Here is a 14,658-nt window from a genome sequence, read left to right as displayed (position 1 = left end):
TATCGATTGTCGATTACTAGCAGATGGCTGAATTATTTTTTATGGTTACGATTATTCTGATTGTGGAAGATAATCTTGATTGTTTATTGTTAGTTTAGAAGCGAAGAATAGAATTTCTTTATTTAAAGCAAAATAAGGTTCTAGAATGTTGTAAAACGCTTCCCATTTTTCGTCAGCCTTTTCATTATCAAGTTTCATGGCTTCTTCATACAATTTTTTTAATTGCTCTTTATCTTCTTTACTAACTTCGAAGTCATAATCAGACATGTATTCTTCAAATGTTAACGGCTCGATGAATTGACTAAGAAGATCATGGAATTGATTCCATGCCGTTTCAGACAACTCAATATTCTCATCATTTTCAGCTTTTTGTGCATCTTCATATAACGTTTTTAACTTCGCCATCGTTTCAGCAGGAATGTCTAATTCCATTCCTTCCATGTATTCTTCAAACGTTTGTGGTGGGTATAATTCATCAAGATATGGTTGAAGGATTGTATACAACTCTTCATATTTTAAATTAGCTTTTTCTTCATCACCACTTTTTTCAAGCTTTACCCACTCTTCATAAATAGCTTGAAGCTGTTTTTTATCATTTTCTTTAATAGCTATATTTCCCTCACTAAACCCAAAGCCTTCTAAATATTGTTCAAAAGTCTCTGGTTCCCAATTTGCTAATATATAAGGTTTTGTAATTTTATACATTTCGTCATAAATTTTTTCCATTTCTTCATATTTCTTTTCAAGCTCTTCTTCTGTTACTTCTTTTTCAACCTCAACTGACGCTTCTTTTTCTAACTTTTTAATTTCGTTAAACAACTTTTCCAATTTTCCTAAATCTTCCTTAGTTACCTCTTTAGGAAGGTCTTTTTTATACACTTCAAATGTATAAAAGTCTGAATAATCGTCTACTACTTTACCTTCTATAGAAATTTCTTGTCCTACTACTAAGTTCATTTTCTCAATTTGTTCAGTAGAAAATTTACTAAAACTAATAAAGTAATTTTTACCATCTATTCCTTTCAAGTTCATGCCATCGCCGAAGACTTCTTTAATAGTGCCGGATATTTTTTGTTCTAATTGAACATTAATATTACTATCCTTTGTTTCTAATGTTGTAGCTCCCGCTTGAAGTGGTGTTAGGATAGCCATCCCTAGTGTAAATGCTGATGCAATCATCCAAGTTTTTTTAAATGGTTTTTTCATACTTTATTTCCCCTTAATTATATAGATTGGTGTTACTAATACTTATACGCTTTTTCTACAGAAAATGTTTCATTAATTAGCAAAAAAAGTTTATTAAATTAGATACTTCAAAATTAACTATAATTCAGTACATTTTATTACAATATACTTTCACGGTTATTATTAGTATTTTAATATAGCGAAACTTTACCAATGTATTATTTAATTATAGCTTTTTATGCTGATGCAATAGGATTTGAATTAATATGAGTGTGAAAACGCACTAGCTAAAGAATCAACCTCGATTAAAATTTTTGCGTAGATACCCTTACTCGATTATTTGCTATGCGTCTCCATACAGTTTATTTAGTAAAGGGAGATTATTATGTTTTGAACAACCTAAATTATTTTTTACTGACCTTCAAAATCTTGTTTCATTATAATTTGCATTGTTAAAAGTGCACTAATAAAAGCAGTGGTTAACAGTATTATTCCATCAGCATGAATGAAATTAAAACCATAAACGATGCTCCCACAAATGACACAACTTACCGTATTTATACCGAATAAAACGCCCCATACCACTTCTTTGAAGCGTTTATATGCTCTACTGCCTGCTAAAAACTTGATGTAAAAGAAACAAATTAAGCCTATACCCAACACTACTATCATTGCGTTAATGAAAGATGCTGTAAAGTTAATAGGTTCCTCCCAAGCCATATCTACAGCAATAACATTTGTCAAATTCACCAAATTGAAAACAACAATGCAGAGTAGAACATACAAGAACAAAATCCATTCGGCTACGTACACAATTGGCACAACCAATTTTTTCACTACAGACGAACTAACCACAAATTATCCCTCCTTAGATTTGTTAATTTTAACATTAGACGGAAAAAGTATACAAAAGTTCTAGTAGTACTAAACCACTAAGTTACAAATATTTCGATAACCTAGCTTCCTTTATATTTGTAAGAATTGAAGGAGTTCTGATTTGTCGGGGCTCCTATTTTGCATTAATTTTTATGATAAGTTTGTTATGTCAAATATGAGTTACATTTCATTTGCCCCAGCTTAATAATGCTTAAAAAAAATTCCGTTAGCATTTTACTGTACATTTGGATAAAAATATAATATATTTTTTGATAATGTTCTCAAAATGATAACATTTGTTTAGTCTTTCTACATATCATTTCTTCAATATAGGAGGCTCGTAGATGCGTAATAAAGCAGAGGTTTTAATGCATCCTGTGAGAATGAAAATTTTACAAGCGCTGATGCATAATACAGACGAAGGCTTAAGTACCTTAGAGATGATTTCTGTTATTAAAGATGTACCGCAAGCTACTTTATATCGCCACATTCAAATATTAATGGATGAAAGCATCATTAAAATTGTGAAGGAGCGAAAAGTACGTTCTGTAACGGAAAAATTTTATGCATTAAATGAAGATGCTGCAAAAATAAGTAAGGAGGATTGGTCAATACTAACGAAAAAGCAAAAACTCAACTATATTTCGTACTATCAATTAGCTCTACTATCTCAGTATCAAAATTATTTAAACTTATGTGAAGAAGATGAACATATCGTAGATTCTGCAACTTTTTCATTACTGGACTTATCCTTAACGAAAGAACAGTTTAACCACTTTCAAAATGATTTGAACGATTTATTAACGAGATACTATAATATGTCCGATTCAAGCCATACAACGGAAACAAAAACAATCGCAGTAAATATTATTCCAAAATCGTAAGTAACAACACAGGATTTAATTTGTAAGGAAATGGAGAAGATTTATGAAAAAAAGCAAGTCACTTGAAAATATACGAAAATTTATCATGATTATTACAGGGGCAATCATCGCAGCGTATGGACTTGAAGCTGTATTAATACCAAACAATGTGATTGATGGTGGCGTTACAGGTCTTAGTATTATGGGTGCCCATTTATTTGAAATTCCATTAGGCGTGCTACTCTTTGTATTAAATATTCCGTTTATCTATATTGGCTACAAACAAGTAGGAAAAACATTTGCATTAATGAGCTGTGCTGGGATTGCTGCGTTATCGATTTCCACAGTTCTATTACATGACGTTAAAACGATTTTAGGACCGAATGATCCTTTATTAATTGTTTTATCTGGTGGTATGTTACTTGGAATTGGGATAGGAATTGTTTTACGTAATGGTGGTGCTTTAGATGGCTCTGAAGTATTAGCCGTACTACTATCACGTAAAATACCGTTTTCAGTCGGAGATATTATATTATTTATCAATGCCTTTATTTTCTTAGGGGCAAGCTTTATTTTCGGATTAGAGAGTGCTTTATATTCCGCTTTAACGTACTATATTGCGAAAAATGTTATTGATATTATTCAAGTTGGTTTAGAAAAATCTAAAGACGTCCGTGTTGTCAGTGCAAAATCTGAGGAAATTGGGGATGCCATTCAAGCTCGTTTAGGGCGTGGCGTTACTTATACACAAGGGCGTGGCGGGTTTTCAAACGAACCAACTGAAATATTAAACTGTGTTATTAACCGTATGGAAGAAAATAAGTTGGTATCCATTATTAAAGACATAGATAGCAGTGCGTTTGTCGTCATTTCTGATGTTTCAGAAGTGCGCGGTGGCAATTTCAAAAAACGCGATATTCACTAATACAAAAAGTAAGCAAGTGCATCTCTTGCTTACTTTTTATTTGTTGTTTTCCCTGTAATCCAGATCCTGGGTGCAACTACAGAAAAGAATGACATCTGGCGTTGGTCTAAAGGCTCTTTCAAGACAATTTCAACTAAAAAAGCTATAATAATAATAATTCTTATACTTGTGACTTTACATTTTGAAGGAGAACTTAATGGACTTATTTATAGCAAGTGATCGCCAATTGCCAATTCGTTATTATGTAAATGAAGCTATTTGGATTCGCCGTGGCTGTTTTTCGCCACCCCAATTAACTTTGCCTTTTTTTGTGGAGGTAGAAATTAAAAATAACGACAATTTGCCAATTATTACACAGTATATCCGAGAATTTCAATGTCAATATAAGTATACAGAGATGCAAATTCTAATAAAGGACAACGTTATATTTACTGAAATGCAAGATATGCTCACTAAACAGCTATTGAGTAATCATCTGATTTCTATCCACCCACTCTTATTAAAGTAGGCATTTTCTTACTGCTTTCATATTATAAAGATTACATAAATAATGGACATAAGCTTCAATCTAAATTTTGTAAGCTCATGGTCATTAAAGAAAAGATGAAAAAGGCTTGATAACCAGTAAATGGATATTTTTGTTTTGATCAACACGATTTTCTTTATGGCTGACTTCAATTGACTCTTCTATATTCGCTCTAGCATTACGTGTTTAGCTAAAACCTTGGTTTACCACCATTCTTGATTCAGTTTGTTGGAAGCACGCCATTAATGTAAAAAGGTTTTCTCACTCCTCCATTTAACAAACTACCATCTCGCTAGAAAGCTTAAAAACATCAAATAATCCTACTTTAAATAGGCATACATTTGCACTTAAAAGAATAGAAACCTAGTAGAGAGTTTAGTTCAAGAAAAATAAAGTGAGGTGTAGAAGTAATGCTAGAAATAAGTGATGCAAAAGAGTTGGTACTCGGAGTTGTGCAGCATGATCCATTGTTTGTCGTACTACAACATACACCATTAGTAGAAACACTTTATGGTGATGCCTATTTAACACATATCCATGAAAAAGAATATTATAGCATTTCAGAAGTTGCAGGTTGGTTTGAAATAACAGATGCTATGCTGCGTTATTATATCAAACCTTTCGATCAGTATATTTTTGATAGCGCCTCTTATCATCAAACCACTAATATTCGCTTAGACCTCCCTGCTATTTTACGACTTCGCATGATTCTACTTTTGAAGGATGAATACCGTGTTAAAGGTCTAAAACTACTGCTAGGTATTGATGACAGTCATCAGCAGATTAAACATCAAATTACTGCCACTACTCTTGATTTTACGGATAATTTAGCCCACAAAGTCGATGTATTAGGTAGTGTCCTTCAGCAAATGATACAAACTGGTTTATTTCATATGGAACCAGATGAAAAGCAAGGGACATTAAACATTACGATTAATCAAGATTTTTTAGCGCAAAATCTACAAGAGCTCTCTTCCGAATCAAGCCGCCAAATAGAGGAAATTCAAAATGAAACAGCCGAATTGAAACATCTAAATGAAAATCTCCAAAAGCAAATGGTAGAGTTACAAGAAGGTAGTGTCAAAGATATCGTCAAAAAAATCCGTGAGCGTCATATTGAAAACGAAATCGTGTCCACTTTACGCACAGAGGCACTACAGCAATACTCTATGGAGAATAAGTCAGGGTTTTTCGCAAAAATTTTTAAATCCTCGCAAATTGAAATGGAAAAAGAACAATTTGTTGTTGGCTATATTTCACAACATTTAGAAGAACGCTTGGAAACAGCACTAAATAAATATTACAGTACCTGATTTTTTTTACGTGCCTGTCACTCAAACAATTCTGAAAATTTCGAGTGACTGGCACTAATCACTAATAAAAAGGTGTGTACGAATGAATACGTTAATGGAAGTTCAAAACATTTCTAAACAATATAAAACAAAGAAAGTTTTAGATAACATTTCATTTTCCATTTATGGAGAGGAAATTGTCGCACTTGTAGGGAAGAATGGTTGTGGTAAAAGTACGCTACTAAAAATTATTGGAGGTATCGTCGATTCAGATAGTGGCGCAGTTACTAGTCATGTACAATCTTTAAAAATTGGGTACGTCCCCGAAATTACTCCTCCACATGTACTCTTTACGCCCGAAGAGTATCTTTTTCATATGGGTAAAATAAGTGGTGTACCTCGTAAGCCATTACAACAAAAAATAAATCAATTACTTGAGCTATTCAATATGCAAGAGGTTCGGTCGACACGAATTACTCATTTTTCAAAAGGCATGAAGCAAAAGATTATGATTATGCAGGCAATGCTTGAAGAAACACATCTTCTAATTTTGGATGAACCTTTATCTGGACTTGATCCTCGTGCCCAAAATGAATTAGAAAACACCCTTTTGTCTTTAAAAGAGAATGGATATAGTATTATATTAACCTGTCACGAAACCAAATTATTAGAAAACCTAGTGGATCGGATTTTATTAATGGAAGGCGGCCAAGTGGTACAACTGGAATCATTTACAGACGCTTCTAACCAAAACAATCTAATAGTGTTTGAGTTACCCAGCGACCAATCACTTGATACAGTACTTTCCTTTATCCAAATCAAACAAATGCGCACATTAAATAATGGCAATCAAGAGCTAACTGTAACGGTAAACAGTGGAGATACAGACAAAACCCTTTTGGCCTTACTTCAACACGAAGCTACCATTAAACAGCTTATGCCTCTAAATTCAAAGAAGGAACAATTTCATAGTCATTTCTAGGAGGCTTATTAAATACATGATAAGTTTATTACACTATCAATTTAGTAATTATATAAGAACTTATAAATACATTCCCCCTTTTTTTCATTTTCATTTTATGTACGGTAGTCAACTATGCATTTGTACCAAATCCAATATTGGACAGTTACTCATTTACTTCGACTCTTCTATTTTTACTAATGGGATGGTTTACAGTAACAATATTTCATGCGGAGGACGAGGGACAAAAAGTCATTACTATACTACATGCTAAAGGGCAAAATGTGTATTTTGTTACGCTTTATTTGATTTGTTTTGTAATTGGCTTTTGTCTAAGCTGTGTGTCAGTGTTGTACCCTATAATAATTGGTGCATTTGGTGAACGACCAAGTTTATGGCATATCATATTGGGTTTCCTAGCTCATTTTAGCCTTTCTATGCTTGCTATTGCACTCTCTGCCATCTTCACAAGGGAACTAGTCAAGAATAAACAAAATTCTTGGTGGGGTGTACTTAGTATCTTAATTATTTCTTTAGCTATCGCCTCTTTAAAAAGCGTTATTTTACAAGTAAAGGGTCTATTATGGCTCTTACCTCCAGTACATCTTTCTTTAGAAATGATGAGTTCAGATGATAGCATCAACGTAATACCAGCCATTTTTTATTGGCAATATATTTGGATTTTTATTTATAGTATTTTAGTAATATGGTTATACTTTTTTATGTTGAATCGAAAAAGGAAAATGTAAGAAGTGCCTGGCACCCAAACAATTGTGAAAATTTCGAGTGCCCGGCACCTAAAGTTTTAATCAAGTAATTCTTTTAACTGGTTAATTTCAGTAATTGTTAGCTCTGTTAATTCTGCGATTGTTTCAATATTGGTTTCTCTCTTCAATAACTTTAACGCAATTTCCTTCTGCACCTTTTTTTCTCCGTGTTTAATGCCTTGTTCTATACCCTGTTCTATACCTTGTTCTATGCCTTGTTCTATTCCTTTCAATAGCCCTTCTTGCTCAGCTATATATTTTGTATCTTCTAGCTTCGCCGCCTCATCAAGGATATATTTCAAACGAGATTGATATGCATAATAATCTTCAGGGGACTGACTTAAATCTTGCCAAACATTCATAGCATTGAATAACTCCTCATCTTTCATGGCAAGCTCCTCCAATTCTAAATAAATTTCTTCATAGACTTTCTGTTTACGTCCATCAACCATTCCCAGTAGCATTAACCATCTATCCAAGACATTTTTAAAAGAATCCAATTGTTTTGCATACCATTGCTGTATAAATCGATTAATATCGATAAAATGTATTTCAAGTACGTCATCCATTTTCAAATTATCTTGATTATCATAAAGTTGAAAAATAGAATGATAATTTTTTGTGTGTTCAAATAACGTAAAATTACAAATATTTATAGTAATTGTCGGTCGTAATTTATGATACCCCATCCCTTTACGCAGTTGCGAAGTATAAATTCTTGACCAATAGTACAGTGTTCGTTTCATCATATCGTATTGATTGGTTAATTGAATTTCAACATTAACAAATAACTCATCTTGTGTTTTCACTAAAATATCCAAGCGAGATTGCTTATCATCTACATGTTCACTACCAAATTCTTGACTTATAAAAGTAACTTCTTTAATAGCATTTCTCCCTGTACGATTTAATAAAGCATTCAGGAATACTATAGTAATAGCCTTATTTTTATCCGTACCAAATAATTGTTTAAAAGCATAATCTACTTTTAAATCTATAAATTTTTCAAGTGGGATTTTACGAAAAGTATTTACACTCATGCGCATCACTCCAATTGATTTACCACAATTATAACATTTTTTTGATTTAGAAAAAAACGAAAAAGGTGCCTGACACTTGAACAATTCTGGTGACAGGCACTCAAACAATTCAGAATATTTCGGGTGTCAGGCACCCTTAACTGGCACCCTTAACTAATGATTAGATTGGATGTTTAAATTGGCTATCTTCTCTTGTTGTTTTAACACGATCCACTTACCGCATAACATTACAATTAGCCCTAGCAATACAATGCTGCCTGCAAAAATGAGTGCTGCCTTGTAGCTGCTAAAAATGACCACAAGTTGTCCAGCTATAATTGGCCCGATAATTTGTCCAAACGCATAGAACGTTGTCAACAATGACACGACTGGACCACTTTGTGTTGGAAATAGCTGTCTAGCATAGGCAGTTGTTAGCGTAACAATACCGACGAATGTTAAACCAAATAAAAATGAAGACAGTAGCACACTCCATACTGTTTGTGAAAATACCGGCAACAAAATCCCTAGCACTTGTAGTATGTAAGCCACAAATAAAATTTTTATTGCAGAAAACTTCTCTAATAGTACTGTCCACACTGGAGCAGATGGAATAGCCGCTACACCAACAATGACCCAACTATAAGAGGAATATGCTTGGAGCGATGGAATGTTGTGAATAATATCCACTAAAAATGTACCTGTTATAATATACCCAAGCCCCTCAAACCCATATGCCGCAATTAGCCAAGGCATAAAACCCCGCGACATTTTTGCATCTGCCGTTTTCGATACTTTCACGCTATCGTGTACTTGTAAATTTCTCCATAATAGAAATGTAATCACTAAAAATAGTGCGGATAAAATGCCTAAGCCAATCCAAGTACCTTGCCAAGCAAAACGTGCTTCAATAAAAGGTACGAATAAACCTGAAATGGCAATACCAAGCCCTATACCACTAAATAAGTAGCCTGACCACTTTGTGAGCGTTTGTTTGGCCAAATAATCCATAATAATACTAGAAGTTAAAACAAAAATAAGTCCCCCTGTAATCCCTGCAATTAATCGTAGAACAAGCCAAACACTATAGAACTCAATTAGCCCCATAAGCACAACAGAAATGACATTTAATACCACACTCAACAGTAAAAAATGTTTCCGCTGTCGGTAAATAAATCCCGCCCATAATGCCCCAATAAAATAACCAATATAATTACTAGATGCTAAAAAGCCTGCAACCTCAAATGAAAAGCCAACATCCTCCCGCATAAACGGCAAAATGGGCGTAAAAGCAAAACGGCTAATCCCCATCGCTACAACTAGTAATAGTACTCCCCCAAATAAAATACCAATGTGTTGACGATTCATCGCATCCTCTCCCCCTTTGTTAATAAAAGGATACTGAATGCTCCTTAATAAAGCAATTAAATTTATAAATTTTACCAATATTCAAAATAATAAAGGGAGGTGGTTTTACACTTTTCTTTTTACAAAAAAGACCCAAGCATTCACACTTGAGTCGTCGATTAGGCGATTTATTTAATAATTAGCTTTTAAACTAATAACAAGTAATACTATAAGCAAAAAAACACCAACACATACTCCCATAACTAGGCTTACTTTCCTACCAAGCATGTCCTTTCAATCCCCTCCTTTTGGGCATTTCCAAAAAATCTTATATAGCACCTATTTATTCCGAATTTCTCGCAATAAACTATGATAATAATTCTCATTTACAGTTTATATAAAGATTATTAATTTGCAAAGCCTCATTTTCCCACTACTTTCTACATCAGGCGAAAAGTAAAATATTCGTTTTTTTTATAGACTTTACAGTTTTATTATCCTATAATATTCCCTGCTGATATCAAAATACGAACATTGAGGTGTAAACTATGTTTAAATATACGCAAATTTTCAAAGGAACTGCTTTTTCAAGTAAGTCTTCCAAAGAAGTACAAATTTTACAAGACTACCTGTTTTGCATTAACGCAGACGGAATAATCGATAAAACGATTGCGCCAGAGCATCCTGACTATCAAACAGTACTACATACATATAAAGGGAAAGAAAATTTCTACCAATTAACTGATGGCCAGTATTTCTTCCCAGGCTTTGTCGATTTGCATGTCCATGCACCACAATGGGCTCAAGCCGGTACTGCTCTAGACATCCCCCTATATGACTGGCTCAACACCTATACCTTCCCTATCGAATCGAAGTTCTCGGACTTAGCATTTGCGAAAGAGGTCTATGAAGATTTAGTAAGTACCCTTCTTGCCAATGGCACAACAACATCGTTGTACTTTGCAACAGTTCATAAGGAAGCAAGCCTATTATTAGCTGAAATCTGTGCTACAAAAGGACAACGTGGTCTTGTTGGGAAAGTTGTCATGGATGACCCTGAACAAAACCCTACATTTTATCGAGATGCAAATACGGCAACAGCATTAGCGGATACAGAAGAGTTTATTTTAGCTGTTAAAGAATTAGCAAAATCTACCAAGCAAGGCGTGTATCCTGTTGTAACACCTCGCTTTATTCCAAGTTGTACAGATAGTGCTTTAAAAGGTTTAGGTGAATTGGCAGCTAAGTATGATACACATATTCAATCTCATTGTAGTGAAAGTGACTGGGAGCATAGGTATGTGCAAGACCGCTTCAACAAAAATGATGCCTACGCTTTACATGATTTTGGTCTATTAGGTGATAAGTCTGTTATGGCACATTGTAATTTCTTAAACGATGAAGATGCCACACTATTTGCTGAAACTGGTACTGCTATCGGCCATTGTCCAATTTCAAATGCTTATTTTGCTAACAGCGTTATTCCCATTGCCCGCTTCCATGCAAAAGGTGTAGATATTGGTTTAGGCTCAGACATTTCAGGTGGTTTCTCACCTAGTCTTTTTGATAATGCAAGACAGGCGGTAATGTCATCTAGAATGTTGGAAGATGGTGTGAATACAGCACTTCCTGCAGACAAACGTGGCGTGCCAAATTCGCGCATTACTATCAACGAAGCATTCTATTTAGCAACAGCTGGCGGTGGTGAAAGTTTAAGTCTTCCAATTGGTCGCTTACAAGAAAACTATACGTGGGATGTTCAAGTAATCGATACAAAAGTAGCATCTGCTAAACTACCAATCTTTGATAACAAAGAAGAACTGATTGATATCTTCCAAAAAATCATGTATCTAGTACGTCCTGAAAATATTCGAGAAGTATGGGTGCAAGGCATTAAAGTGCACGAAAGAACAGAATAATCTAACGCAAACAGTGGTCTCCCCTTCTCTGTAGCAACAGATGAAGGTCACTAAGTCGTTTTATTTATAAACTTAACATTTGAGGTGGGCATCTTAGTGGAAACGCAAAAAAACAATTTAGCAAACAGTAATACCGCACATTTAACCGTTTTACCCGATGACAAAGTACCATTCGGTCAATCCGCTCTTCTAGGTTTACAACATGTAATGGCCATGGACGTCTATGTCGTACCTTTCCTAATCGCGATGTTAATAGGCATGCAATCAGGACAAGCAAGTGCTTTAATACAATCAACATTTATCGCAGCAGGGATTGCGACGATTGTCCAAAGCCATTTCTGCATGAAGCTTCCAATCGCACAAGGACCCTCGTATGTACCATTAGGAGCGATAGTTGGTATCTATGCCGCAAGTGGCAGTGGCGAACTTGGTTGGAGCGCTGTACTGGGTGCAAGCCTGATTGGGGCCATTTTTGTCATCATTTTAGGTTATACAGGTATTTTCAACAAAATCGTTAAAACATTTATTCCCCCAATTGTAGGCGGTACAATTATTTTCGTCGTTGGCTTATCCCTTATGCCCGTTGGTTTAAGTAGTAATATTTTTGAAGGCGCTGGTGCTACGATTAGCCAAAACATATACTTGGCGCTTATTTCAGCTACCGTATTAATTGGCTGCGTAATGCTAGGCTCTATATTCCGTCAAAAAGGTCGAGTATTTCGTATTGCCTCCGTTATTATCGCGTTGCTTATCGGTTGTGTCGCTGCAAATATTATGGGTATTTTAGATTTATCGGCTGTTGGAAAAGCAAATTGGTTTAGCTTACCGCAATTGCCTTTTGTAGATTACGGCTTTACATTTAACTTTTCAGCTATTTTAACAATGGTGATTATCTATATTGTCTTAATGGCTGAAACGACGGGTACATGGTTTGCTGTAAGTAATGTAATTGATAAACCATTGACAGATAGACAAATTAATCGTGGGGTAATTGGTGAGGGTATTGGCTGTTTCATCGCCTCATTACTCGGTTCTACGCCGGTAACTGGCTATTCAACAAATGCAGGGGTTATTTCCATCACAGGTATTGCAAGCCGTCGTATCTTTATTGTTGCAGGTTTTTGGTTTATTTTGTTCGGTTTTTCCGGTAAATTGGCTGCCTTAATCTCTGCCATTCCTTCAGCAGTGATCGGTGGCGTCTTTGTCATCGTCTGTGGCATTATCGCCATTAGCGGGTTACAGGTAATGAAAAATGAACATATTGGCGAAAAAGAAATGTACGTCATTGCTGTTCCTGTTATCTTAACATTAGCGTTAACACTATTACCAAAAGATTTCTTATATGCTTTACCTACAACGGTACAATATTTATTCGGCTCTCCAATAGCAACAGCTGCGCTCGTTGCCATTATGTTAAATAAAGTATTACCAAATGTTAAATAGGTAAGGTTTGGAGACTGTAGATACACTCAAAGAGAGTGTATCTACAGTCTTTTAAGTGAATCCTATAATATAAAGGCAAAAAAGTACAAACTTTATAGGAAGGATAAAGATATTGGCAAAACAACAAAAGTCATTACAAATAGTTACAAATAAAAAAAGCCATAACACCTCAAGCACTTGAGGTATTTTGGCTTTTTATGTTGTCTCTTTTGTCATTTTCTCAAATTCACATAAATCAATCCATTTTTGAATAGACGCTATGACTTCCTGAAATGCTAAGCCATTTGGTGTTAATGCATATTCTACCTTTTTTATCGATGAATCAATGTATTTCTTTTCAATTAATCCTGCATTAACAAGCTCATTTAAACGTTCTGTTAGTAAACGATCAGAAATGCCGGGTATTGTGGCATGAATTTCATGATACCTTTTTGGACCAGGCAACAAAGTATAAATAATCATTCCCATCCAACGTTTCCCTATAAACTCTATTGCCTGATGATAACTACTACATATATGTGAACAGTTTGATTGTGTCATCTCATAACCTCCTGTCTGTAATTCCTTATTCTATTGTAGCACACAAAATATTTTTTATTTGACGAATAAACTTACTAATGGTAAGATTCTAATCATCAACTTACCATTAGTAAGTTTTAAGGAGGACATTATGTCAGCAACTAAAACACAAACCAATCTATATACAATTATGGAAGAGCGTAAATCCGTTCGCGTCTATGATCCAGCTTTTAAAATTCCACAAGTAGAGCTTGAAGCAATTATTCAAGAGGCTACTAGCGCTCCGTCATCTAGTAACTTGCAACCATGGAGATTCCTAGTCATTCAAGACGAAGCTGTAAAAACAGAACTACGTGCTATTGCCAATAACCAAGAACAAGTTGAAACATCTTCAGCTATTATTGCAGTGTTAGGCAATGCCGAAATGTATCAGCAAGTTGAACAAATTTACACGCAAAATGTAGCAGAAGGGCATATGGGTGAAGCACAGAAAGATTTAATGATTACGAATACTCTACGTACTTACCCAGCTGCACCACTTGAAGTCAGAAAAAATATTGCAACATTTGATGCAGGTCTTATCTCAATGCAACTAATGCTGATTGCGAAAGAAAAAGGTTATGATACGGTGACAATGGGCGGATTTGATAAAGAGAAATTTGCACAACGTTTTGAATTACCGGAGAATATTTTCCCTGTTGTTCTTATTGCCATCGGGAAAGCAGCAGCACCTGCTTATGGTTCATCGCGTTTACCATTAAAAGACATTGCTCGTTTTATTTAATTCAGTAATAATCTGTTGGCTAACAGGTAAGAGAAAAAGTGTTAGATTGACTGCATCAATCTAACACTTTTTTGCTCGTTGTATCATTTGTTTATGTATTCTAAGCAAGAGTTGTCCCTTAAAACACTCTTCTTTTTAGTGATGTCCTAGCCTTTTCGTGTTTTCCTATAATCCCTATTTAAGTTGTTGCAAAATTCTCATTTCTTTTTTGCTATACTAGAGAAAGAAAGTA

The 14,658-nt window shown here is 34.7% G+C and carries 13 protein-coding genes; 8 read left to right on the top strand and 5 right to left on the bottom strand.

Annotation, left to right across the window (positions count from 1 at the left end):
- Positions 1-51: 51 nt before the first annotated feature.
- Both I5435_RS06945 and I5435_RS06940 read right to left on the bottom strand, forming a co-directional pair.
- Positions 52-1,206, bottom strand: a complete 1,155-nt coding sequence (locus tag I5435_RS06945) for a hypothetical protein (protein ID WP_337983486.1) — start codon at positions 1,204-1,206, stop codon at positions 52-54.
- 390 nt (positions 1,207-1,596) lie between these two features.
- Positions 1,597-2,040, bottom strand: a complete 444-nt coding sequence (locus I5435_RS06940; RefSeq protein WP_337983485.1) for a hypothetical protein — start codon at positions 2,038-2,040, stop codon at positions 1,597-1,599.
- A gap of 365 nt (positions 2,041-2,405) precedes the next feature.
- Here I5435_RS06940 and I5435_RS06935 point away from each other — a divergent pair, with 365 nt between their 5' ends.
- From I5435_RS06935 to I5435_RS06915, 5 genes are all read left to right on the top strand, one after another.
- Entirely contained in the window at positions 2,406-2,945 is a 540-nt protein-coding gene (locus I5435_RS06935) for a helix-turn-helix domain-containing protein (RefSeq protein WP_024364792.1), read from the top strand.
- A gap of 43 nt (positions 2,946-2,988) precedes the next feature.
- Positions 2,989-3,849 carry a YitT family protein gene (locus I5435_RS06930; protein ID WP_024364791.1) on the top strand — a complete coding sequence of 287 codons (861 nt, stop codon included), beginning with the start codon at positions 2,989-2,991 and terminating at the stop codon, positions 3,847-3,849.
- Positions 3,850-4,045: 196 nt separating this feature from the next.
- Positions 4,046-4,357, top strand: a complete 312-nt coding sequence (locus tag I5435_RS06925; RefSeq protein ID WP_024364790.1) for a hypothetical protein — start codon at positions 4,046-4,048, stop codon at positions 4,355-4,357.
- 428 nt (positions 4,358-4,785) lie between these two features.
- The gene (locus I5435_RS06920) at positions 4,786-5,688 is read left to right on the top strand and encodes a hypothetical protein (protein ID WP_025218968.1); all 903 of its coding nucleotides are present in this window, start codon (positions 4,786-4,788) and stop codon (positions 5,686-5,688) included.
- A gap of 82 nt (positions 5,689-5,770) precedes the next feature.
- Positions 5,771-6,649 (top strand): ABC transporter ATP-binding protein, encoded by an 879-nt coding sequence (locus I5435_RS06915; RefSeq protein WP_024364788.1) that lies wholly within the window; start codon positions 5,771-5,773, stop codon positions 6,647-6,649.
- 784 nt (positions 6,650-7,433) lie between these two features.
- Here the strand turns inward: I5435_RS06915 and I5435_RS06910 are convergent.
- Together I5435_RS06910 and I5435_RS06905 are read right to left on the bottom strand one after the other, a co-directional pair.
- Positions 7,434-8,435: an Rpn family recombination-promoting nuclease/putative transposase gene (locus I5435_RS06910; RefSeq protein ID WP_337983484.1), complete on the bottom strand. Its 1,002-nt coding sequence runs from the start codon at positions 8,433-8,435 to the stop codon at positions 7,434-7,436.
- Between the two features lie 153 nt (positions 8,436-8,588).
- A complete protein-coding gene (locus tag I5435_RS06905) occupies positions 8,589-9,782 on the bottom strand; it encodes a YbfB/YjiJ family MFS transporter (RefSeq protein ID WP_337983483.1) in 1,194 nt (397 codons plus the stop codon).
- Between the two features lie 527 nt (positions 9,783-10,309).
- Between I5435_RS06905 and guaD the strand changes: the two genes are divergently transcribed.
- Positions 10,310-11,680 carry a guanine deaminase gene (gene guaD / locus I5435_RS06900; protein WP_337983482.1) on the top strand — a complete coding sequence of 457 codons (1,371 nt, stop codon included), beginning with the start codon at positions 10,310-10,312 and terminating at the stop codon, positions 11,678-11,680.
- Positions 11,681-11,776: 96 nt separating this feature from the next.
- A complete protein-coding gene (locus I5435_RS06895) occupies positions 11,777-13,123 on the top strand; it encodes a uracil-xanthine permease family protein (RefSeq protein ID WP_025218963.1) in 1,347 nt (448 codons plus the stop codon).
- Between the two features lie 195 nt (positions 13,124-13,318).
- Here the strand turns inward: I5435_RS06895 and I5435_RS06890 are convergent, their stop codons facing one another.
- Entirely contained in the window at positions 13,319-13,663 is a 345-nt protein-coding gene (locus I5435_RS06890) for a winged helix-turn-helix transcriptional regulator (RefSeq protein WP_024361405.1), read from the bottom strand.
- Between the two features lie 130 nt (positions 13,664-13,793).
- Between I5435_RS06890 and I5435_RS06885 the strand changes: the two genes are divergently transcribed.
- On the top strand, positions 13,794-14,426 hold the full coding sequence (locus I5435_RS06885; protein ID WP_025218962.1) for a nitroreductase family protein: 633 nt from the start codon (positions 13,794-13,796) through the stop codon (positions 14,424-14,426).
- The last annotated feature ends 232 nt before the right edge of the window (positions 14,427-14,658 follow it).

The organism is Lysinibacillus sp. C5.1 (assembly GCF_016350185.1).
Classification (GTDB): Bacteria; Bacillota; Bacilli; order Bacillales_A; family Planococcaceae; genus Lysinibacillus; species Lysinibacillus sphaericus.
The sequence above is the reverse complement of the archived record's forward strand: the minus strand, read 5'-3'. Positions and strand labels throughout refer to the sequence as shown.

Excerpts from the sequence above, each read along its gene's own strand:
- I5435_RS06945 (WP_337983486.1), bottom strand. The coding sequence starts at position 1,206 with ATGAAAAAACCATTTAAAAAAACTTGGATGATTGCATCAGCATTTACA.
- I5435_RS06935 (WP_024364792.1), top strand. The coding sequence starts at position 2,406 with ATGCGTAATAAAGCAGAGGTTTTAATGCATCCTGTGAGAATGAAAATT.
- I5435_RS06930 (WP_024364791.1), top strand. The coding sequence starts at position 2,989 with ATGAAAAAAAGCAAGTCACTTGAAAATATACGAAAATTTATCATGATT.
- I5435_RS06925 (WP_024364790.1), top strand. The coding sequence starts at position 4,046 with ATGGACTTATTTATAGCAAGTGATCGCCAATTGCCAATTCGTTATTAT.
- I5435_RS06920 (WP_025218968.1), top strand. The coding sequence starts at position 4,786 with ATGCTAGAAATAAGTGATGCAAAAGAGTTGGTACTCGGAGTTGTGCAG.
- I5435_RS06915 (WP_024364788.1), top strand. The coding sequence starts at position 5,771 with ATGAATACGTTAATGGAAGTTCAAAACATTTCTAAACAATATAAAACA.
- I5435_RS06910 (WP_337983484.1), bottom strand. The coding sequence starts at position 8,435 with ATGAGTGTAAATACTTTTCGTAAAATCCCACTTGAAAAATTTATAGAT.
- I5435_RS06905 (WP_337983483.1), bottom strand. The coding sequence starts at position 9,782 with ATGAATCGTCAACACATTGGTATTTTATTTGGGGGAGTACTATTACTA.
- guaD (WP_337983482.1), top strand. The coding sequence starts at position 10,310 with ATGTTTAAATATACGCAAATTTTCAAAGGAACTGCTTTTTCAAGTAAG.
- I5435_RS06890 (WP_024361405.1), bottom strand. The coding sequence starts at position 13,663 with ATGACACAATCAAACTGTTCACATATATGTAGTAGTTATCATCAGGCA.
- I5435_RS06885 (WP_025218962.1), top strand. The coding sequence starts at position 13,794 with ATGTCAGCAACTAAAACACAAACCAATCTATATACAATTATGGAAGAG.